The organism is Priestia sp. D51, from assembly GCF_053345675.1.
This window is the reverse complement of record NZ_JBLTIR010000002.1, coordinates 89985-112040: the sequence shown is the minus strand read 5'-3', so window position 1 is coordinate 112040 and position 22056 is coordinate 89985. Positions and strand designations below refer to the sequence as shown.

Below are 22056 nucleotides of genomic sequence, written 5' to 3'. Positions count from 1 at the left end.
CGAAGAAAAAGAGGTTTTTAGATTGAAAGACAAACGGGGTCTTACGTTAATTTATACCGGAGACGGTAAAGGAAAAACAACCGCTGCTTTAGGTCTCGCTCTGCGCGCTACGGGACGCGGACAAAAAGTATTAATGATTCAATTTATTAAATCTCCTCAGCGTACATATGGCGAAAAGCTGATGTTTGACAGAATAGGAATTGAAATGATTCAAACAGGAGTCGGCTTTACGTGGACAAAAACACCGCCTGAACATCGTGAAGCTTTGCAAAAAGCCTGGGCGCTAACGAAGGAAAAAGTCTTCTCAAACGAATATGATGTGGTTATTTTAGACGAGTTAAATAACGCACTGGCTATCGAGAAATTTCCTATTGATGATGTGCTACCGCTACACGAAGTAATTGACCTTATTCAAAAGCGCCCGGAGCATATGCATTTGGTCATTACCGGACGTTCTGCAAAAAAAGAAGTGATGGAAGCAGCAGATCTTGTGACGGAAATGAAGCCTCATAAACATTATTACGATGAAGGAATTCCGGCTGTAAAAGGAATTGAATTTTAAAAAGCCCTCAGTGAAGAGGGCTTTTTTTATGGAGCAGGGGCATCTACTTTTTCAGCTTGCCAGTAAAATTGGCTAATGACATCAGACAGTGCTTTTGTTGTGTTGGTTAGTTCATCAAAGTTATTGTCAACTCCGCCTACTTCAATTAAAATCGCATTTTTAGAAACATCTTGATTATATACACCGTTACCGCTGGATTTGTTTTTGCCAATAACTCCGCGGCTTAAGCCGGGATATTTCTTTTCAAGTCCTTCATGAAGCGCTTTTGCCATCTTTAAGTTTTGTTCAAAGTTTTGATTCGCTTTCCCTAAAACAAACACAACTTTTGCATATGATTTATTGTTAATCTTAATGGTTGTATTATCTTTTCGAAGCGAATCTCGGTGCAAATCGATAAAGTAAGTTAAATCTCTATTTTCAGTCATCGCCGTTTCAATGACTGTGCGAGACATGGCGTAAGATTGATTGGTGTTCCAACCTTTTTCTTTTAATTTCTGTCCAATATTGGTTTGATCCACTTCTGCCCCAATTCCCTGAGCCTCTAAATCTTTTCCTAGCATATTTGCGACTATATTAATATTGGTTTTACTATCTACAGCTTTATTAGCATCTGGATCACCTTCAAGTCCTAACAGAGGCAAGTAAGATTCCCAGCTGTGCGTATGATAAATATAAAATACCTTCTTTCCGCCAGTTGTATTATTATTTGGAGCATTCGTACCATTGTTTTCTTTAGGCTGCTGAACTTTTGTAGTAGAATTTCTCTCTTTTAGTGTTTCATCTAGCGGCGGTGCAGATTCTCTAGGGAAGTTTGTGAAATTTGTACCTTCACCGGCGATGATAATATTGGAGTCGTAAATACTGAATCCAGGAAGTTCGGAACCAAACAAGCTTCTCGCGTCTTCTGCTCGAATACTTGTTGATAACTCTAGCAGTGTAGAAGAAAGACCTGGAGGCGAGTAGTTTTTATCAAAAGCCGTTGAAAAATGATGGTTTTCTTGGCTCATTAAATAATAAAGACTTTCTGCTTTATGCTTCGATAACGTTTGATAGACAATAGAAGAATTGAACTGTTCTTTAAATGCTGAGTAACTTACTAGAACAATAATAGATGATGTCATTAAAACAACGGATAAAATAACAAGAACCATCTTATATGTTAACACTACAAAATTGGCGCGATTACTAGATTTCAATGGCGAAATCTCCTCTCTATGTCAGCGTCAGGCTAATAGGTATGAAGGACTTTGCTAATCTAGTAATCATTATATGAATGGAGATTTCTAATTATGATAAGCATTTAATAGAGAAAGTAGTCTTCAAAATCAAAAAAGAAGAATCACGTGAGATATAATCTCATATTCTCCGTGATTCTTCTTCAAATAGACGTCGGATGGCTTCTCCTTTTGGAGTGAGGCTGAATCCTTTTTTCTCTTTTTTTAGCAGCTGATAGTTTTGTAATTCTTGTAAATACGTAACGATACGCTTGCGCTTTACCGAATTTAATAATCCAAATGCGGTTATTTTATCAAGCTCTTTTTGACGAATACTGTTAGTAGAAACGCCTTCTAAAATTTGTACGTAACTCTGCTGAGTTTCCGTGTTCTTTAAGGTATCTATAAGCGTTAATAACCGTAGCAATTGGTTTGAATCAAACGTTATTTGACCGATTTTTAGTGGAGTCAAAAGCAGGTTCTGACGCTGCTTATGAAGTTCATTTTCTATCTTAGCACTTATTTCTGTCAGTTTCTTTTCTATTTCGTTTGGATCCATATAACATGTAAATTTGTTTGTTTCCTGCAGCAGGGTGACATCTGAAAAATCCCACTGTGAAAACCATTGTATGGAACCAATTTTGAGATTGGCATTCGGTGTTTTTACTTGTAATACGTTTTGAATGAAGGAAAGAAAAGGATCATTTTCCCGTAAAACTTGTTCTTCATTAAGTTGATAAGTGGTTAGGCTGCACAATTTGTCTTGGATCTCTTTAATGTGCACTTCATGGTGCTTTAAAAGACTTTTCCACTTAAAAAAGACAAGAAGTTTTTGAATCACTTCTTTATTTTCATCCATAATCTCTTCGAACTGCCGCTGAGTTGTCACTAAGCGCTTGGCTGCTAGTACTACATTATACTCATCATCAAGTGAAATGGCATCACCTGTGACATCATATGTTACGGCGAGACCTCTGTTTTCTGAAGTTAAGCGAATGATTTCGTTTTCCCCGTGAACAGTTAATACCGTATCTTCCGTATCTGAAAATCCTCTCTCAAAAGCGGTGGAAGAAAGAGAGCGAAAAGGTCTCATAATGATTTCAATCCGATTGCGCCAAAAAGCAATTTGCTCAGGGTTTTTCATAATAAAAAGCAAAGGTGATTTTTTTGATTGTTCAATTGCTTCAATCACATCTGCATTTCGGTGATAAAGAGAAATGAGGGGGTGTTTGAAAAAACACTTATTAATATGTTGAATCCATTCTTCTTTTGAAGAATCATGTATTCTAGCGCAAAACATGTAATCTTTCATAATGCTTCCGAGATAATTTTCCAACTCATTTTTAGTCAAAACCGTAAAATCTTGAGAATAAAACTCATCATGATGAATAGGAATGCCGCGATTCTTATTATATTCTTTCCATAGAAATGAAGTTGGTTTCCAAAAGTAAGGATAAACGTCTTCATTTTTATCAATTGCGACGGGAAAACCGCCCCTATGATTTCCATATAAGAATGTTTGAAAAAGGATGATATCTTCTTGAGGTAACTCATTCATTGCTCGCTCAAAGTAGTCATTTAAACGTCCAAGCAACCCTTTAGTATGTTTACTTCCTACGGACCGAATCGATTTATTCTTACGTCCGAGCGGAAGGAATGTTAAGTGGTTGTAAGCTGTAAAATCAACTGGCAAATTCTCTGGTAAAGTCATTTATCTAACTCCTTTCATTTATTGAGTATTTTACCCATTAAAGAAAAGAAGAAAAAGTTTTAATGTGTCTTGAACGCAAGAATGATTTTTTAAAATTTTCTGTTAATTAACCTTCAGAAATAAAGAAAAGGGATTCAAAGTAATTTTGAATGGGTATAGTAATAAAAATTTTGACATATATTATCGAATATATATGAATGTTGTCAAAAAAACCAACAAAAGTGATGATTCATCCAAAGGAGGAAGCTTATGGAGAATAAAGGTCCGTTTAAAAAGACGATATCCCTATTAGATTTAACATTGATTGGATTAGGGGCTATTTTTGGCTCCGCTTGGCTGTTTGCCGTTAGTAATGTCGCTACGCAAGCAGGTCCTGCAGGAAGTTTTTCTTGGGTTATTGGTGGAGTTATTATTTTATTAATAGGCCTTGTATACGCCGAGCTAGGGGCTGCCTTGCCTCGTACAGGAGGAATTATTCGATATCCTGTTTATTCACACGGTCATCTTGTAGGCTATATGATTTCGTTTATTACGATCGTAGCTTACACTAGTTTAATCGCTATCGAAGTAACAGCAGTGAGACAGTATGTGGCTTACTGGTTTCCAGGTTTAACAAAATCCGGATCTGACTCACCAACGATATCTGGATGGATTCTACAATTTGTGTTGCTTTGCTTATTCTTTTTACTCAATTACTGGAGTGTAAAAGCATTTGCGAAATCGAATATTATCATTTCTATTTTCAAATATTTTGTACCGCTTACGGTAATTGTAACGTTGGCATTTTATTTTAAGTCAGGAAACTTTACGATGGGAGAGTTTGCTCCCGGGGGATTTGATGGTATCCAGGCCGCCATTGCTACAGGCGGGGTTATGTTTGCTTACTTAGGCCTTCATCCAATTGTATCGGTAGCTGGAGAGGTAAAAAATCCTCAGCGCAATATTCCAATTGCTCTTGTGATTTGTATCATTCTAGCAGCTCTCATTTATACTGCTCTACAAGTATTGTTTATCGGAGCTATTCCATCTGACATGATTAAAGGCGGTTGGTCCGGCATTCAAGATAAATTCTCACTGCCGTTTAAAGATATTGCTGTTGTTCTTGGCCTTGGCTGGCTAGCAACACTTGTTATTTTAGACGCTATTTTATCACCGGGTGGTAACGGTAATATTTTTATGAATACAACATCTAGACTTATCTATGCTTGGTCTCGTAACGGTACGTTATTTAAAACGTTTGCCCATGTGGATAAAAAAACAGGGATTCCACGATCATCTTTATGGCTTTCATTAGGACTTTCGATTTTTTGGACACTGCCATTTCCTTCGTGGAATGCACTCGTAAACGTATGCTCTGTTGCGCTTATTCTATCTTACACGATTGCACCAATTTCATCAGCGGCCTTTATGGTGAACGCAAAAGATTTGGAAAAGCCTTTTAAATTAAGAGGAATGAGTATAATTGGTCCATTATCCTTTATTTTTGCTTCCTTTATTGTGTACTGGTCAGGATGGAAGACTATTTCGTGGCTGCTAACTTCTCAACTGGTCATGTTTGTTATATATTTGATTTTTGCTAAATATGTGCCTAAAAATGAAGTAAGTCTTCGTCAGCAGATTAAATCAACATGGTGGCTAGTTGCTTATTATATCATCATGCTCTTTATTTCTTATATCGGTTCGTTCGGCGGAGGGAAAGGTTTAATTGATACGCCTGTAGACTTAATTATCATAGCGGTCGTATCTCTTGGGATTTATTATTGGGCTAAATATACGGGCCTTCCAAAAGCGCTTATTGATTACGATCACCATCCTGAACAGGAAGAAAAAGCGCCTGTATAACCTGTAAAGCAGCGACATTCGCTGCTTTTTTCTATGTTATGCAAACATGAATTTCTAAAGTTTATCGTATAATTGAGTAGGAAAGAAGGAATTAGCACATTATTGTTTAATTAATGTAATGTAACCGTTTTAAATCCAACGCTTGGAGGAAGAGTATGATTGAAAAAATAATAAATTCACTTCGAAAGCGGCTGTGGGAAAACAATAATGTTATAGAAGTGTGTAAAAATGAAGGAGAAGTATACAGAACCACTTGTACTTTTTTTGATGGAGTAAGCAAGAACCAACTGCAAGTTTTTGAAGAAGAAATGCATGTATCACTTCCTGAAGACTACAAGCAGTTTTTGCAGCTAACAAATGGGTGTAATTTGTTCATTGATGCTGACAAAAAAATAACAGGGAATTTTTATAGCTTAGAAGACGTAAGAGAAACAGCTTATAAAAGTCAGAGTCTTTATATGACAATTGGGTCTGTCGGAGAAGAAGAGATTATCATTGACTCTAAAAAATCAGCGCACTCTGCATATATAATAGTAAAAAAGCGGAACGCATCGTTTCAAGATGCACATGTATTACATATGAATTTTCAGAAATGGCTGGATTGTTTTATAGTGAGTCAAGGGAATTGTTTTTGGCACTGGAATAGGCTTTGTAATAAAGCTCATTCAACGGATAAAAAGACAACGGCTCAATAATATTATCGTCTAATAAATAAACGAGCACACTAGTGTGCTCGTTTATTTATTAGAAGGAAGACGTTCCCAACCGTATGCTTCGTCTTCAACTTTAGTTTCTCCAAATTGACTTGTACGATTCAAGCTTTTTTTGCCGCCTAATTTTTTATAAAACTGAACGGCTTTCTTATTTTTCTTCATGGCCCAAATAATCATAGACGTATAGTGCTGATCAGTAAATTCTTTTACTGAATGAGAAAACAGAAGACGACCAACTCCTTGGTTTTGCACTTCCTTGCAAACGTATAGCGCGTATATTTCAGCAGCAGACAAATGAGGTTTACCTGCTGAAAAGCCGACAATCTCTTCTCGTTCATCGATAGCGAGCAAAATAAAATGAGAAGGCTCGGTAAGAAAAAGGGACCACTTTTCTGCACTTTGTTTATAAGACAAGTTGTTTAAATAAGCATCAGGTACTAACCCTTTGTATGTAATGCGCCAGCTGTCTACGTACAGACGGGCAACAGAAGGGATGTGAGAGGAAGTAGCTTTAATAATTTTCATTAAAAAGTCTCCTTTTTTAAAATATTAAGGCATATAGTATACCTTTCAGCCTAAGAATATTATGAAAAATAGATCATAATTTTCCAGTAATTCATAAAATGGTAAAAAAGGTGGTGTTCATCCTTACTCTATCACGGTAAAGTGAGAATATACATTTGTTTTGTTGTTTTAATTTTTACTATTTGTATAATGTCTAACGATCTATTTGTTATTCACCTTTACTAGTCTATCAAATAGTTTTGTTAAAGCCAAAGGGGCATAGGGTAAGTCATGTCAATTCAGCTGCGTTTTGTTTTAACGTATATCAGTATTGTGTTTGTTTTTATTATTTTGCTTTTTTTATCGGGCTTTCTTATTTTTTTCTCCATTACTGGAGACGCCGATTTTGTAAGAAAACTGTACAGCCACTCCTATGAGTATAAATTGTTAACGCCAGAAGAAGAAAATGCATTCTTAGATTTAAAGTTATTGAGTGAAAAAAAACCAGAACAGCTGCTGCGGCCGGAGACAGTTAAAAAATATGAATTTGAAAATATTGATATTGTGATTCAAAAAAACACAGAGGTTGTATATGCTTCAGAATCCATTAAAGGAGAAAACCTTCGTAAATACTTGCCAAAGCATCAAAAAAGTAAAGGAAATCATTCATATCAGCAGGACATGCTGCGCATAGGCAAGCAGTATTTTACATATATCAACCTTGATTTTCCTTTCTCAAATCAAGAAAAAGGAAGCATTTACGTTTTGCGAAAAATCAGCCCTTATGTAGGCATTATTAATCGGATTTTCCCTTTTTTAATCTTTCTACTATTAATTTTAGTGATTGTGATTATTGGATTTTTAAACTATCTTGTTTCAAGAAGCATTATTAAACCCATTCGTGAATTAAAAGAAGCGGCCGAAAAAATAAAACAAGGTGATCTTCACTTTGAGATCTCTGCTAATTCAAAGGATGAAATAGGCGAATTAACGCAAGCTTTTGAAGAAATGAGGCAAAAACTAAAATCTTCTGTTGAACTGCAAATTCAATATGAAGATAATCGAAAGCAGCTGCTTTCAAGTATTTCACACGATTTACGAACTCCCATTACTTCCATTGTAGGATATGTAGAAGGAATTCAAGATGGCGTAGCTAATACGCCAGATAAGCTTTCTAAATATTTGTTAACGATTTCAACGAAAGCAAAAGACATGAATGCGTTAATCGATGAGCTGTTTTTATTTTCTAAATTGGATTTGCACGAAATTCCATTTGTGTTTAAAAAACTTAATATTTCTGCCTTTATGGAAAGTTATGTGCAAGAGCTTCAGTTTGAAATGAGCGAACATGATATTGATGTTTTATTTTCTAATGATTCTCTAACGACACTGTATGCAAAGGCAGATGCTGAGCAGCTGCGAAGAGTTTTAATAAATTTAACAACCAACAGCATCAAATTTATGGATAAAGAAAAAAGAAGAATCGATATCGTTCTTTCTGCTACCGAAAGTGAACTCATTATTGAAGTAAAAGACAACGGCTCTGGGATTTCACCGGAAGCATTAGCGCATATTTTTGACCGGTTTTATCGAGCAGAACAGTCCCGCAATAGCAATACTGGAGGAAGTGGACTTGGACTGGCCATCGCAAAACAAATTGTTGAACGCCACGGGGGAGACATCTGGGCACTAAGTAAGCTTGGCGAAGGAACAAGTATTTTCTTTTCTTTGCAAAAAATGAATGAAAATGGTGATACACATGAAGAAGATATTGTTAATTGAAGATGAAGTAAGTATTGCTGAATTGCAAAGAGATTATTTAGAGATTAACGATTTTGAAATAGACGTTCAATATAGCGGGGATAAGGGATTAGAAAAAGCGTTAAATGAACATTTTGATTTGATTATTTTGGATATTATGCTCCCTAAAGTGAGCGGATTTGAAGTGTGCAAGCAAATTCGAGCTGCAAAAGATATTCCAATCATTTTAGTTTCAGCTAAAAAAGAAGAAATTGATAAAATTAGAGGGCTCGGGCTAGGTGCAGATGACTATATTACCAAGCCATTCAGCCCTGGGGAGCTGGTCGCAAGAGTCAAAGCGCATTTAGCGAGATATGAAAGACTCTCTGATAAGCAGGAAAAGCGTATGATTCGCATTCATGGTTTAGCGATTGACACGCTCGCTAGAAGAGTATTTGTGAATGACAAAGAAGTGTTTTTTACAGCGAAGGAATTCGATTTGCTGAAGTTTATCGTTTCTCATCCAAATCAAGTATTAAGTAAAGAACATCTATTTGAAAAAATTTGGGGATTTGATTCTTCAGGAGACATTTCAACCGTAACAGTTCACATTCGAAAACTAAGAGAAAAGCTAGAAGAAAACCCAGCAGATCCTCAGTACCTAGAAACGGTTTGGGGAGCAGGGTACCGGTTTAATATTTAAAAAAAGAGATCCGAACGATTAATCGTTCGGATCTCTTTTTTATTACGTAGTAACGATTCTATGACGAGCTTTAATCTTACTCACGGGAGGTTCGGAAGAAAATATATTTTTTTCACCGATTTTATCATATAGACCGGTTGACTTTAACATTTCTTTCGGCTGGTGCTGTAAGCCAGAAATAACGACTTGGCTATGCGAATCTTTCAAACGTTCGACCACCTTCGATAGTAAAGCTTCTCCAGATGTATCAATAAAGGAGACTTGGCTCATTCGAAGCAATAAAACTTTCGGTTTCGCTTCAGCGATGTTATCAAAGGAATCTTCTAATACTTCAGCTGATCCAAAGAAAAGAGATCCTTGCATGGTATATTCCATCAGCTCAGATTTGTGAGCGTTTTCAGATGTTTCCGCTAAAACCTTTGAAATCTTCAGTGATCCGCTCATTCGTTTCACGAACATAACAATAGCTAAAAGTAGACCTACGCCTACACCTGTTGTTAAATCGATTGAAACTGTTAATAAAAACGTAGCTACAAGTACAAATGAATCAGCTGACTTGGTTTTTAAAATATGTGCAAATTCTTTACGTTCACTCATATTCCAGGCCACAAACATTAAAATAGGTGCCATACTTGCCAGCGGAATGTTTGATGCATAAGGAGCCAGCATCACAAGGACCAATAAAACAACTAAGCCGTGTATAACTCCTGATAACGGAGAAGCTGCGCCGTTTTTGATATTAGTAGCTGTTCTGGCAATGGCACCAGTTGCAGGAATTCCGCCAAATAGCGAGGTAGCGATATTAGCAATTCCTTGACCCACAAGCTCTTTATTGCTATTATGCTTGGTTTTGGCCATATTATCAGCAACAACAGCTGATAGTAAAGATTCAATACCTCCAAGCATCGCAATTACGCAGGCAGCAGGAAATAGCATCACGATGTTATCCCATGTTAAATCTGGGAAGCTAAAAGATGGTAGTTTACTCGGAATGGCACCGTAAGTAGAGCCAATCGTTGCAACTTTTCCTGGGAACAGTGTAATGGCTACAAGTGTGGAGACAAGAAGACCTAGAAGGGCACCGGGAATTTTAGGTAAAAACTTTGGCGTTATAATCACGATAGCTAAACAAATAGCGGCTATGATGACGCTGTAAATGTTAATCGTTGCAATTTTTCGTAGGATTTCAATCATATTTAAATGAAATTCCTCATGTTTTGCAATTCCCTTTAGGCCTAAAAAGTTAGCGATCTGACCTGAGAAAATAATAATCGCAATTCCTGCTGTAAATCCAATCGTCACAGGGCGCGGAATAAACTTTATAAGTTTCCCTAGTTTAAATATTCCGAGAAGCGTAATCATAATTCCAGCCATAAAGCCGGCAATAATGAGGTTCTCATAACCATATTGCATGACAACTCCAAGCAGCACCGGAACAAATGCACCTGTTGGGCCTGCAATTTGAAATTTCGATCCGCCTAATATTGAAACCATAATCCCTGCGATAATGGTTGTATAAATTCCGTATTCAGGTCTTACACCAGAAGCGATGGCAAAGGCCATTGCTAAAGGAATAGCAACGACCCCAACAACCAAACCGGCGATAATGTCTTTTTGTAAATGCCCTGCTGAATAGCCTTGAAATCGGTTATCTTTTAGCATTCGATAAAACCCTCCTTCATGAGCTTACGGTTTCAGCTCGGTCTTGGGAATAGCCGTTTACAACGACGTCAAGTTTTCCTGTTGAAGGATGAATAACCATTCCAGAAACAAGCACGTCTTTTGGTAATAAAGGGTGATTTCGAATCATATCCACACTGTTTTCGACACTATCCTCTACACATTCAAACCCAGTCAGCCATGATTCTAAATCAATACCAGCATATTTTAGATTACGAATCTGTTCCGTGCTAATCCCTCTTTGTTCAGCAGAGGCTAAAATAGCTTCAGCTTTCATGCCCGTCATTCCACATTCATGATGACCGATGACACATACTTCATCAGCTTGCAAAGCGTAGACGGCAACTAAGATACTTCTCATGACGCTACCAAAGGGATGGGAGATAACAGCTCCGGCATTTTTTACTATTTTTGCATCTCCATTTTTTAGCCCCATAGCTTTAGGAAGTAATTCTAACAAACGTGTATCCATACAAGTTAAAATGACTATTTTTTTGTTAGGAAATTTGGATGTTTGAAAAGCCTCAAATTGATTATTGGTTACAAATTTTTCATTAAACTTTAAAACTTCAGATAGACAAGTCATTGTTTTCCTCCTGCGTTATTTATTTTTAACTTATTTTTTAGTCTAAAGATAAAGTTTAAAAACGAACTAAATAAAATATTAAAATTTTCTTAAAATATTCAGAAAAAACTTATAAATAAACAGAAATTATATGCGTGAAATTATGTAAGCGTATTCTTTGTTTGTTTTCGCAAAAAATAGGAATTATATGTTAAAATGGTACAAAGTTGGGATTTTATAAAAGAATGGTAGAGAGGAGGAAGGCAAAAGTGAAGGTTCTTATAGTAATAGGCATTATTTTCTGTTGTTTAGTAGGGTGCAGTTCTAATGCCCAAGTCACCAACGACAAAGAAATGGGAGAGAATATTCAGCAATCATTTGAAAAAAAAGGTGTAAGCTCAGTGGATGTATCGAAGTTAAGTGATTTTAAATGGGAAAAAGGATATTTATTCACAAACAAAAGCAAGAAAGCCGACGTAGAAAAACTTGTAAACGCACCGGTTAGTGAGGAAGTGATGAAAAAAATATCTGCTACTGATCAAATGCTTGTGTTTGTACACGAAGGAGAAGTTGTCCGCTATGTAGAACTACCCCAAGATTTCGTAGCGCATGATAAAAACCAGCTTGAATTTTCATCTTCTCATTCGGAACTAAAATTTAATAAAAACAGGGAGGGCAAGCCTATAAAAGCAGGAGATAAAACGTTAAGTTCAGAAGATGCTTTAACTGTAGAATCAATTATGAAACAAATTCAATGGAAAAAAGCTGATTACAGCGTCGCTCTTGACCCAGATGTACAGCTTACTTATGAGGGCGCTGTATACAATGTACGATTCACCTCCGATAGTGCGGAACTTACTTCTAAAAAAAGAGGAGTGTACGGTAAAGTAACAGGAGAAACAGCACAGCAGCTATATGACATATTGATGTAACCTATTGATTTTTCAATAGGTTTTTTCGTGCACATATTTTTAAGATTTACATAAAATACCTTAATATTGTTGACATTAACGTTAACGTTAATCTATAATGAGTATATGAATGATTAACGTTAACGTTAATGTTAATGAGAGGTGAGGTGAAACATATGTATTTAATCGATGACGTGACGAAAATGACCGGTTTGACCAAGCGAGCTCTTCGGTATTATGAAGAGATTGGACTCATTTTACCCCCGCAGCGCACAAAAGGAAATGCACGAATTTATTCCGAAGAAGAGGTAAAAGAACTAAGAAAAGTAGCGGAAGCAAAAGAAGTTCTCGGTTTTTCTCTACAGGAGCTGCAGCAGTTTATGTCGCTTAAAAGAATGATTGAAGAAAGAAGTGAGCGGCAAGGGTTGTCAGTGAAAGAGATCACGCAAATAGAAGATTTGCTAGAAAATCAAATCAAGATGATTGATTTTAAAGTCGTAAAAATGCAGGCATTTAAAACAGAATTAAAAGAAATGCGAGAATCTGCTATGGAAATACATGAAAAAACAAAAACAAAAGGAGAGATGAAAGAGTGGAAGGACAGCATTCAACTAACCGATTAGGTCAAATTATTACGGTAGTAGCTACTTTTTTAGCATTTATGGGAATTGGAGTAGTAGATCCGATTTTACCGGAAATTGCTAAGCAAATTGGAGCTTCTCATTGGCAAGTAGAAATGTTATTTACTTCCTATTTGTTAATGATGGCTATTATGATGATTCCAGCAGGCATCCTAGCGTCACGTGTAGGAGACAAGCGCTTAATGGTAACAGGACTTATCATTGTGACGATTTTTGCAGCCCTATGCGGGTTTTCTAACAACATTCCTCAGCTTTCCATTTTCCGAGCAGGTTGGGGACTTGGTAATTCGTTTTTCTTTGCAACAGCTATGACGCTGCTTATTGCATTATCAGGTGAAGTGAAAAAAGCAGTAGGATTATATGAAGCTGCAATTGGTTTGGGAATGGCCGGAGGGCCGCTTGTAGGAGGCGTGTTAGGAAATGCTTCTTGGAGATTGCCGTTTTTCGGTACAAGTGCTTTAATTTTTATCGCCTTTATTTTAGTATTAACGATTGTTAAACAGCCTACAAGCACTAAACCTCGTAAAGCAGCAGGTTTTAAAGACATGGTTAAACTTTATAAATTAAAACCATTTACTCAAGGCGCTGTATCAGGCATGCTTTATTACTACGGATTTTTTACAGTGTTAGCTTATACGCCGCTTATTCTATCGATCGGAGCTCTTCAAATTGGCTTTGTTTTCTTTGGGTGGGGATTATGTTTAGCTTATGGCTCAGCGGTTTTAGCACATCAGTTAGAAAAAAGATATCAGCCAAAACAAGTGTTACATGTTAGCTTAATTGTTTTTTCACTTATTTTAATTTGTTTATTTGCCTTTGATGCAACATGGTTGCGCATTGTTTTAATTATGGCAGCAGGTCTTGTATCAGGACTTAATAATGCCTTATTTACGAGTCATGTAATGGAAGTATCTCCTTATGAACGAGGAATTACATCTGGAGGATATAATTTCTTAAGATGGTTAGGCGCAGCGTTTGCTCCTTTATTATCAGGAGTTATCGGCAATGCCGTAGCGCCTCAAGCTCCTTTTCTTGTAGCAGCGATTCTTGGATTGCTCGCTTTTGTTACTATGGTTATAAAAGTAAAAACAACTTCTCAAACGAATGAAGCTGTTTCTAAATAAACGTTGACATAAAAGGCTTTTTCCTGTAAAAAGCCTTTTATTTTGTTTTATGTTATAATAGTAAAAACGTTTTTAATCATAAAAATGAAACTCTTTACCAACTTGTACGTATACTTTATATGTACATAAATTCTTTTTAGGAGCGTGATGCCCATGGCCACCTGTCAAAATTGTAATCATAAATGGAACTGGAGGACAACCTTTAAACAACTGTTAACATTTAGAAACGTTTTAGAATGCCCACACTGTGACAAACAACAGTATATCTCTGCAAAATCCCAAAAGCGATTATCAATCTACTCATTTGCACCCCTTATTATTTGGCTTATTCTCTCACTATTTGACTTTTCCTTTCCATCCATTGTTGTCGCGGAGCTTATTTTCTTCATAGCAGCGGTTGTTATGATGCCACTTTCTTATGAAGTAAGCAGCGAAGAAGAACCCTTGTGGTAATAAAAAAACCTTCCGTTAACACGGAAGGTTTTTTATGCGGCTTTACCGTCTAGCTGTTGTCTGTGATGGCGCTGATAATACACCCACCCAGCATTCAACAGTAGAAGAACACTCGTTGTTAAAAATACGTAAGGAATTCCTTTAGCTCCGGCAATTTGTCCGCCAATAACTGGGCCAGCTAAATTCCCGAAGTATTGTGCTGTTTGATTATAACCAAACATTTTACCTGTAATCGAGTCCGGCACAATTTTCTTCAAATAAGAATTAATAGAAGGTAACAATCCTCCCATTGCAAAACCGAGTAAAAAACGTAGTAAAAATAGCTGCCAAGTACTATGCACAAAGGCCTGCAAGCCGCAAATAACCGCTACGATGAGCAGGCATATTTGAAGCACATTTTGAGGACCCACGCGATCGCTGACTTTGCCAAGTCTGGATGCAGCTAAAATATTTGATATTCCTGTTGCCGCCACGACAAAACCTGAAATAAGGGCAAGGTGATCGGTATGAGTAGACAGTTGTTTTACATACAGTGTAACGATTGGCTGAATAGCCATAACCGCAAGCTGCAGTAAAAAAGTTGTAACAAATACACCAATCACGGCCTTTGAATTCTTAAGAGAAAGTAACCCAATGTTAGATTCTTTCGTGGTTTTCGTCGTCTCTTTTTTGTCTTCTTGAATTAAATTTACAATTAAAAAAGACAAAAACATAAATGCACCTGTCACGAAAAAGACGTGACGCAATCCAATTGTATCTCCTAAGTAGCCGCCTACTAGCGGTCCTAATAAAGATCCTGATACAGCCCCTGTAGACAACGTCCCTAATGCTTTACCGCTGTGCTCTTTAGGCGTTTGAGTCGCTACTAACGTAATGGCTGCAGAGATGAAGCCGGAAACGGCCCCCATTAAAAAGCGCAGTCCGACAAGCTGATAGACATTTTGTACAAAACCAATAGAAGTCATAACAATTGCCATACCCAAGCTTGCGCGAAGGAGCATCAGCTTTCGGCCGTATTTGTCGGCCAAACTTCCCCATAAAGGAGAAACAATAGCAGCCATTAAAAAGGTAGCTCCAAATGCAATACCAGCCCATCTGCTGATGGAGCTTGTATCGTGAACCCCCAGCTTTTCAATATAAAGCGGTAAAAACGGAATAACTAAACTCATCCCGGCTGTGGTGCAAAAAGAACCGAACCAGCAAATGTACAAGTTTCGTTTCCATAATTCCATTCTATTTCCTTCTTTCATTGTGCCGCATAGCGTAAAAACAACAAAAGAGCGAAACCATATGGCCTGCTCTTTTAGCATACATGCAGCATCTTTTTATCAGCTTAAATTATACCACATATCAGAAATATTTAAAAATAAAATGATTCACTTAGTGAACTATTAACATGAAATAAAAACAGAAAGATGTGCTGCGGTTACACTCCGCTTAGAACATAAAGTGACCCTTAGTTCACTCATTACCTTATGCTGTAACAGTAGCGGATATGTAAAGAACTTATGCTTCACTGAAAAAAGCGTCAGATAATCTGTCTAAAATATACGTTATATCCACACAGTATTATATTGCGGAAACGAACTTAGCTTACGTAATGAAAGGCAAACAAAATAAAATAGTATCCATGATCCTTAAGGCAGCTCTTTTAGCTACTACTTTGTACGGGTCTATCCGAACAGTTGAAACTGCATGGGCATTAGCAGACATCGGAGTTGGAATAATGGGTTGGTTCAATTTAATTGCAATTTTGATTTTAGCTAAGCCTGCTTCAATAACCTTAAAAGATTATCGCGAGCAGAGAAAACAAGGCATAGATCCTGTCTTTTCTCCTGGGAAATTAGGAATTCAAAACGCTGATTATTGGGACGAGGAATATCAGCATGATCAAGATAAAGAAAATGTTTCACAAACTAAAAAAAGCCAACTGGGGTTGGCTTTTTTTAGTTTGTGAAGAAGCTCTTTCGACCGCTTGAAAATGGTAATGATTCGTTTTTTTCGGGTATAATGTGGCATGAAGCGTCCTCAATTTATTTTCGTTTGAGCATTTATTTATAATAGAAGACATATAAAAGGACGGTGGTATGTGCATGACTAAAAAAGAAAATGAATCTATTTATATTCAGCAGCATTTAGCAAATGAACGAACGTATTTAGCGTGGATTCGAACGTCTATTGCTACACTTGGCATTGGTTTTGTTGCAGGCGGCCTGCATTTTAATTCCGGAAAAAAATTAAATGAAGCAGCCGATACTCTTATTATTGCTGTTATCATCTTTTCTTTAGCTGCAAGTGCAGGTTTGCTTCTTTTCTCAACCTATCATTATTTTTCAACACGTAAAAAAATTAACAGCCAAACGTATCAATCTTCTCACGTTTTAGTTATTTTCGTTTCAATGATTATGCTGATGCTGATCGGGGCTCTTATGTTTTACTTTTTTAACATAGCGTAAAAAGTTTAAGGTGTAAGAAAAAAGGGAATACACCCCCAAAGAATTTACGGTTTTATGAAAGAAAAAGAAGATCTATTGATATGGTGGTAATGGCAGATGTAATTATAATAATATCTTCTTTATGAACCGGCTGTATAATTTTACAGGTTAAATTCTTTGTTAACCGCGGATAATGGAAAAGGAAAGCTTTATAAGCCGAAACTTATCCAATCCATGTTGAACATAAAAAATTGAATATGAATTTCACTGTAGAGTGAAGCGAAAGTAAAGGAGAACGCTGTATGATTCAAACATCTAAGACCGTTGCCGCTCGTTTTTTTACGGAGCGTTTCTTTGATCAGGCTGCTCAAACAGCCTACTATTTTTTGTTATCTTTTGTACCGTTTATTATCTTTCTTTTTTCTCTGCTGAGTTTTTTTCCAATTGATACAAACAATCTGCTGATATTTATTGAACCATTTACACCTAAAAGCGCCTACGACGTAATTGAACGGTCAATTGAAACAGTTAACAATAGCGGGAAAAAAGTTTTATCTTTTAGTTTATTGGCGACTTTTTGGCTCGCATCTATGGCTATACAATCTTTGGTTCGTTCGTTAAATGACGCGTATCATATTCAAAGAAAACAAACGTTTTTGCGCGGTTTAATCAATGATTTAATTTTAACTTTTGGTTTTATGGTTGTAGTAGCTATTTCATTATTTGTACCAATTATTGAAGAGGTCATTCGACATTTGGTCCTAACAAAAGTCCATGTTCCTGACATATGGTTTCAAAGCTGGACGACAATTAGATGGGGAATTGGGACATTATTTTTATTAGGTTTTTTTATTCTTTTTTACAAACTGATGCCAAGCGCAAGAGTAACGTGGAAAGATGTACTTCCAGGAGCTGTTTTCTCCACGCTAGGATGGCAAGTCGTATCTACCGGATTTGGATACTATGTCCAGTTTGGAAGCTACTCGCAAATCTATGGTCAGCTTGGAAGTATTATTATTTTAATGGTCTGGTTTTATTTAACGGCCGCTATTTTATTAATTGGCGGTTTAATAAACGGTAATAAGTTCATCAAAGCTCACGAGACAACGTATAGAGACGTGGAAAACGACTAGGGAAACCTAGTCGTTTTTTTATATTCAGTTTTACAGTTAAAAGGTTTATTAAAAAAATATCGCGGGTAACTATTGAATATCTCGTTGCTTTTTCTATACACATAACTAAAAAACAGCAGGAGTTCACGTTGAGATGAGGTGGAAAATTGAATAATTTTAATCGGTTTTTAATCGCAGTTATTGGAATTGCAGGACTGATTTGTTCCGGTATGTTAGCACTGATGGTTTATAGGGTTCCTCACCTTTCAAACTGGGTAGAAAAGTGGCAGCATCAGGAGTGGTTTTACTACACAATATTGTCAATAAGCGCATTTTTAGCTGTTATTTTTATTATTTTTCTTTTAACAGGCATATTTAGCAGGCCGCCTAAAAAGAATTTAGCAATTGTGACAGGCGAAGGCAAAATAACCATTTCTAAAGCCACGATTGAATCTACAGCTTTGCGAGCAATTAGAAGCTTTCAGGGAATACGCTCTCCTGAAGTCCAAGCATCTATTCATTCTCGTAAAGAAAGAGTTAGTCTATATATTAACTGTTCGCTGTTTGGACGAGATGGACTACCAACACTAGGAAAAGAGATGCAGCTTGAAACAAAACGTGCCGTAGAGGCTTTACTTGAGCTTCCCGTTCACTCCGTCCGCATCGATTTAACAGACACACAAACGCGAAAGAAAGAGCGTGTTGTGTGATGAAGGAGGGACATAATGGGTACTCCAGATAAATTGATTCCATACCGTGGCCGAGTACTTGGTATTTTGGCAGGTTTAGTGTTGGCAATTTTACTATTAACAATTGGTTTTGGCCCCACGCTGCTAATTGTAGCTTTTATGGGAATTGGTTATGTAATTGGGAAGTGGCGAGATGGTCATTTAGACCTAAATAATTGGGTAGGATTTTTTACTAAAGGAAGATAGAAAATCACTTTAAGGGAGATGTTAGTTATGGCAGTTAATGAAACAAATACAGCAGTAAAATCTCAGGAAAATACAAATCAAAATACATTAACATTTGAAGATCAAGTTATTAAAAAGATTGCTGGAATGGCAGCTAATGAAATTAAAGGGATTTTATCTATGAGCGGCGGATTTATGAGCGGGTTAACAGATCGCTTCCGCAGCACGGAAGATATCACAAAAGGGATTAACGCTGAAGTTGGAGAAAAGCAAGTTGCCCTTGATCTAAAAGTAATTGTTGAATACGGAAAAAACGTTCCAGCCATTTTCTCTGAAACTGTTCATAACGTGAAAAAATCAGTTCACGATATGACGGGCTTAGAAGTAGTAGAAGTAAATATGCACGTAGAGGACGTAATGACTCGCTCTGAATTTGAAGCGAAAACGGATCGAGACAAAGAGCAGGAGGCAAAGCGCGATCTCGAATAGAATATAAAAGGTAAACACTTCCATTCGTCATATATTCTCTGTATGATGAATGAGAAGTGTTTTTTTATGGGAGGGAGAATTCTGTGATTTTAGTTAGTTCCTGCTTAGCAGGTCAAGCTTGCAGATATAATGGAAGCAGTGCCTTAGTTAAGGAAATGGAAGCGCTCGTTGAAAATAAAGAAGCGGTGATGATGTGTCCAGAGCTATTAGGTGGATTTCACACGCCCAGAGAACCGGCAGAAATTATAAAAGGAACGGGAATAGACGTAATAAACGGACATGCGCGAGTTATTGAACAATCGGGAAAAGACGTGACAGATATATATATAGACGGGGCCTATAAGGCACTGAGCATCGCAAAAGAAATAAAAGCTACTGTTATTGTACTAAAAGAAAACAGCCCTTCATGCGGAAGTGAACATATATATAACGGAGCATTTCTAGGTGTTAAAATAGCCGGTGAAGGGGTAACGACTGCGTTGTTAAGAAAGCATGGTTTTATCGTTATATCCGAATCTCAATTTGCAGCTGAAATGCATGGAGACCAATCATAATCAAAAAAAGCGTACACTATGTGTGTACGCTTTTTTTCTAAAAGCTTATTTACTGTGAAGCGTATCTGCTGTGCTTTCTGTTCGTGTTACCGCATAAAGAGAGAAGCAAAGACCAAGCAATACAAAAATAGACCCGACCCAGCCGTTATAAATAACAGAGTATTGATTAACGACAATTCCTCCGACATAGGAGCCGATCGCAATTCCTACGTGTGAAATCGCTGCATTGGTGCTGATTAAAATGTCCGACGTGTCGCGTGCACTATGAATAATTAAATTGCTTTGAGCCGGTGAGACCGCCCAGCTGAGCGCACTCCAAATAATCATAAGAAGCAAGAACACAACGAATGGCAAATGAACGCCAAACGGCATAGCAATCATGCTAACAAAAAAGAGAGCAATCATGGTGATAACAGACGAAGAAGGGTTCCATCTATCAGAAACAGCTCCTCCAAGTCCTCCTCCTGCCACTGCAGCAAGACCGAAAATACCATAAATAATGGTCACCATCGTTGTATTTAATCCTAGCGTTTCTTGTAAAAATGGCGTGAAGTACGCATAAAGCGTTAAATGGCCCGCCAGTACAAACAATGTTGCTAGGTGAATAGCAAGCATTTTTTTATTGCGTAAAGCTTTTATCTGAGTCTTTAAAGGTACAATTGGAGCGGGAGCTAGACGTTCCATTGTAAACCAAACGGTAATCATAATAATAGCAGTTAAGATTGCAATCATAACAAATACTTGACGCCAGCCAAGCGCATTTCCAATCAAAATACCAAGAGGAATACCCAAAACAAGTGAGCCGCTGATTCCCATAAACACAACGCCAATTGCTCTGCCTTGATATTCAGGCTTTACCATTCTAGAGGCCATTGTGGTAGATAGGACAATAATAAAAGAGCCGCTCGCAGCAGCGAGGATACGCCCGATTAATAGCATATAATAACCTGAACTGTAGGCTGAAAATACATTGCTCAATAAGAAAATAAATAATGTCCACATATAAACTTTTTTCCGCTCTATCTTAGCCGTCACATTTAGTAAAATCGGCGCAGACAAAGCATAAACAAACGAATAAATAGAGATTAAATAACCTGCTTTTGCTAGTGATACATGAAATGCATCGGCAATTAAGTCCAAGATGCCTCCTAGAATTAATTCGACCGTTCCAACAACAAAAGAAGCAATCGCAAGTATGTAAACTTTTTTATTCATCAAAAAACCCCCTCTTTAAAAAGTTACAACTAGAATAGTAACCTTTTTTAGAGTGGATTTCAATAGGTAATATTAAAAAGGTTACTAATGAATTAGTAACCTTTTTAATATCGCAGTCGAGTAAGCAGCTCCATGATCTCAGAATCCTGAAGAAGCTGCTCTTGATATTTCTTTGTAATATGGGTAAGTGCGACATCATGATAAAAGAAATCAGCAAAAACTTTTACAAGCGGCTGCGACATGGTTTTTATTGCTTTCCATGTCTCATGTTCAATGCCGGCAAATAAAAGGTAGGCATCGTCAACAATAATCAACTGCGACGGCTCAAGGTTTTTATGATCATCTATTGGATTTAATGTATGTAAATGTTTGAGGGCAGTCTGCAAGTTTCCTATGGTTAAGACCTCGACGTTTACGCCTTGTTTCTCTTTTTCTTCTAGCAATGAGCGGTAATGTTCCAACTCATCATTCCAAGCCGATAAAATAATAGAAGATTCCGCTTCGTGAATCAATTGTTCAATGTGAGCAGAAATAGAGGATTTATCTTTTAAACTCCAAACATGATCATCTGTAAACGTTCTTTTAATTTTATATGTTTTTAATTCATTAATGTCATTTTCAAAATCAGCAGTAAGTTTTTGAATGACGGTTTGAAGGGCTACCGCTGAATAAAGTTTCTTTTTCCCGGACAATGTATTTACTACAATGCCTTTATCAATTAAACGATTAAGTACTTCATAAATCTTTGCTTTTGGAACATGCGAATACGTAACAATCGAACTAGCATCCAGCGGACCTTCATTCGCAAGCAGCGCTTCATATACTTGACTTTCATACTGAGAAAAACCAAATTTTTGCAGCATAATTCTCTATTCATCATCCTTTCTTTTTTTTAGTATATCACGGTTTGTAAAAGTATTACTAATTGTAACTATATCTTATTAAACTATGTTCTAAATAATCAACAAAGATAA

24 protein-coding genes are annotated in these 22056 nt (G+C 36.9%); 16 read left to right on the top strand and 8 right to left on the bottom strand.

The genetic code is table 11. From position 1 onward, the window contains the following. The first annotated feature begins 22 nt into the window (after positions 1–22). A complete protein-coding gene (gene cobO / locus ACNHOZ_RS07240; RefSeq protein WP_014459837.1) occupies positions 23–562 on the top strand; it encodes a cob(I)yrinic acid a,c-diamide adenosyltransferase in 540 nt (179 codons plus the stop codon). A 26-nt stretch (positions 563–588) separates the two neighbouring features. Here the strand turns inward: cobO and spoIIP are convergent, their stop codons facing one another. Further along, on the bottom strand, positions 589–1758 hold the full coding sequence (spoIIP, locus tag ACNHOZ_RS07235; RefSeq protein WP_033579162.1) for a stage II sporulation protein P: 1170 nt from the start codon (positions 1756–1758) through the stop codon (positions 589–591). A gap of 160 nt (positions 1759–1918) precedes the next feature. Then, positions 1919–3487 carry an RQC-minor-2 family DNA-binding protein gene (locus tag ACNHOZ_RS07230; RefSeq protein WP_048019203.1) on the bottom strand — a complete coding sequence of 523 codons (1569 nt, stop codon included), beginning with the start codon at positions 3485–3487 and terminating at the stop codon, positions 1919–1921. A gap of 249 nt (positions 3488–3736) precedes the next feature. On the opposite strand from ACNHOZ_RS07230, the gene ACNHOZ_RS07225 reads away from it, so the two are divergent. Further along, on the top strand, positions 3737–5329 hold the full coding sequence (locus ACNHOZ_RS07225) for an APC family permease (protein ID WP_048019204.1): 1593 nt from the start codon (positions 3737–3739) through the stop codon (positions 5327–5329). A 155-nt stretch (positions 5330–5484) separates the two neighbouring features. Further along, complete coding sequence (locus ACNHOZ_RS07220; RefSeq protein WP_048019205.1) at positions 5485–6024, top strand: SMI1/KNR4 family protein; 540 nt, start codon at positions 5485–5487, stop codon at positions 6022–6024. Positions 6025–6066: 42 nt separating this feature from the next. On the opposite strand, the gene ACNHOZ_RS07215 is transcribed toward ACNHOZ_RS07220, so the two are convergent. After that, positions 6067–6567 (bottom strand): GNAT family N-acetyltransferase, encoded by a 501-nt coding sequence (locus ACNHOZ_RS07215; protein ID WP_033579159.1) that lies wholly within the window; start codon positions 6565–6567, stop codon positions 6067–6069. A gap of 270 nt (positions 6568–6837) precedes the next feature. Between ACNHOZ_RS07215 and ACNHOZ_RS07210 the strand changes: the two genes are divergently transcribed. Next, on the top strand, positions 6838–8328 hold the full coding sequence (locus ACNHOZ_RS07210; RefSeq protein WP_033579158.1) for a sensor histidine kinase: 1491 nt from the start codon (positions 6838–6840) through the stop codon (positions 8326–8328). After that, on the top strand, positions 8306–8989 hold the full coding sequence (locus ACNHOZ_RS07205) for a response regulator transcription factor (RefSeq protein WP_033579157.1): 684 nt from the start codon (positions 8306–8308) through the stop codon (positions 8987–8989). The genes ACNHOZ_RS07210 and ACNHOZ_RS07205 overlap by 23 nt, the downstream gene beginning before the upstream one ends. Before the next feature lie 42 nt (positions 8990–9031). Here the strand turns inward: ACNHOZ_RS07205 and ACNHOZ_RS07200 are convergent, their stop codons facing one another. Then, complete coding sequence (locus ACNHOZ_RS07200) at positions 9032–10651, bottom strand: SulP family inorganic anion transporter (RefSeq protein ID WP_047750849.1); 1620 nt, start codon at positions 10649–10651, stop codon at positions 9032–9034. Between the two features lie 16 nt (positions 10652–10667). Then, positions 10668–11255 carry a beta-class carbonic anhydrase gene (locus ACNHOZ_RS07195; RefSeq protein WP_013057294.1) on the bottom strand — a complete coding sequence of 196 codons (588 nt, stop codon included), beginning with the start codon at positions 11253–11255 and terminating at the stop codon, positions 10668–10670. A 248-nt stretch (positions 11256–11503) separates the two neighbouring features. On the opposite strand from ACNHOZ_RS07195, the gene ACNHOZ_RS07190 reads away from it, so the two are divergent. From ACNHOZ_RS07190 to ACNHOZ_RS07175, 4 genes are all read left to right on the top strand, one after another. Then, the gene (locus ACNHOZ_RS07190) at positions 11504–12166 is read left to right on the top strand and encodes a hypothetical protein (protein WP_048019206.1); all 663 of its coding nucleotides are present in this window, start codon (positions 11504–11506) and stop codon (positions 12164–12166) included. A gap of 155 nt (positions 12167–12321) precedes the next feature. Then, positions 12322–12768, top strand: coding sequence for a MerR family transcriptional regulator (locus tag ACNHOZ_RS07185; protein ID WP_048019207.1), 447 nt, complete (start codon positions 12322–12324; stop codon positions 12766–12768). Continuing rightward, entirely contained in the window at positions 12738–13910 is a 1173-nt protein-coding gene (locus tag ACNHOZ_RS07180) for an MFS transporter (RefSeq protein WP_048019208.1), read from the top strand. Before ACNHOZ_RS07185 ends, ACNHOZ_RS07180 begins: the two co-directional genes overlap by 31 nt. A 153-nt stretch (positions 13911–14063) precedes the next feature. Then, complete coding sequence (locus ACNHOZ_RS07175) at positions 14064–14363, top strand: TIGR04104 family putative zinc finger protein (RefSeq protein WP_016764349.1); 300 nt, start codon at positions 14064–14066, stop codon at positions 14361–14363. Between the two features lie 32 nt (positions 14364–14395). Here the strand turns inward: ACNHOZ_RS07175 and ACNHOZ_RS07170 are convergent, their stop codons facing one another. Continuing rightward, a complete protein-coding gene (locus tag ACNHOZ_RS07170; protein ID WP_048019624.1) occupies positions 14396–15595 on the bottom strand; it encodes a multidrug efflux MFS transporter in 1200 nt (399 codons plus the stop codon). Positions 15596–15879: 284 nt separating this feature from the next. Between ACNHOZ_RS07170 and ACNHOZ_RS07165 the strand changes: the two genes are divergently transcribed. From ACNHOZ_RS07165 to ACNHOZ_RS07135, 7 genes are all read left to right on the top strand, one after another. Next, entirely contained in the window at positions 15880–16320 is a 441-nt protein-coding gene (locus ACNHOZ_RS07165) for an alanine:cation symporter family protein (RefSeq protein WP_329959221.1), read from the top strand. Between the two features lie 136 nt (positions 16321–16456). Continuing rightward, positions 16457–16819, top strand: a complete 363-nt coding sequence (locus ACNHOZ_RS07160) for a YidH family protein (RefSeq protein ID WP_048019210.1) — start codon at positions 16457–16459, stop codon at positions 16817–16819. 281 nt (positions 16820–17100) lie between these two features. After that, the gene (locus ACNHOZ_RS07155; protein WP_048019211.1) at positions 17101–17931 is read left to right on the top strand and encodes a YihY/virulence factor BrkB family protein; all 831 of its coding nucleotides are present in this window, start codon (positions 17101–17103) and stop codon (positions 17929–17931) included. Between the two features lie 146 nt (positions 17932–18077). Next, the gene (gene amaP / locus ACNHOZ_RS07150; protein ID WP_048019212.1) at positions 18078–18620 is read left to right on the top strand and encodes an alkaline shock response membrane anchor protein AmaP; all 543 of its coding nucleotides are present in this window, start codon (positions 18078–18080) and stop codon (positions 18618–18620) included. A 15-nt stretch (positions 18621–18635) separates the two neighbouring features. Then, positions 18636–18845, top strand: coding sequence for a DUF2273 domain-containing protein (locus ACNHOZ_RS07145; RefSeq protein WP_048019213.1), 210 nt, complete (start codon positions 18636–18638; stop codon positions 18843–18845). Between the two features lie 27 nt (positions 18846–18872). Further along, positions 18873–19313 (top strand): Asp23/Gls24 family envelope stress response protein, encoded by a 441-nt coding sequence (locus ACNHOZ_RS07140; RefSeq protein WP_048019214.1) that lies wholly within the window; start codon positions 18873–18875, stop codon positions 19311–19313. An 83-nt stretch (positions 19314–19396) separates the two neighbouring features. Beyond that, positions 19397–19867 (top strand): DUF523 domain-containing protein, encoded by a 471-nt coding sequence (locus ACNHOZ_RS07135; protein WP_048019215.1) that lies wholly within the window; start codon positions 19397–19399, stop codon positions 19865–19867. Between the two features lie 45 nt (positions 19868–19912). Here the strand turns inward: ACNHOZ_RS07135 and ACNHOZ_RS07130 are convergent, their stop codons facing one another. Together ACNHOZ_RS07130 and ACNHOZ_RS07125 are read right to left on the bottom strand one after the other, a co-directional pair. Beyond that, positions 19913–21082, bottom strand: a complete 1170-nt coding sequence (locus ACNHOZ_RS07130; protein WP_048019216.1) for an MFS transporter — start codon at positions 21080–21082, stop codon at positions 19913–19915. Between the two features lie 104 nt (positions 21083–21186). Next, positions 21187–21945, bottom strand: a complete 759-nt coding sequence (locus tag ACNHOZ_RS07125; RefSeq protein ID WP_048019217.1) for a TrmB family transcriptional regulator — start codon at positions 21943–21945, stop codon at positions 21187–21189. Between the last annotated feature and the right edge of the window lie 111 nt (positions 21946–22056).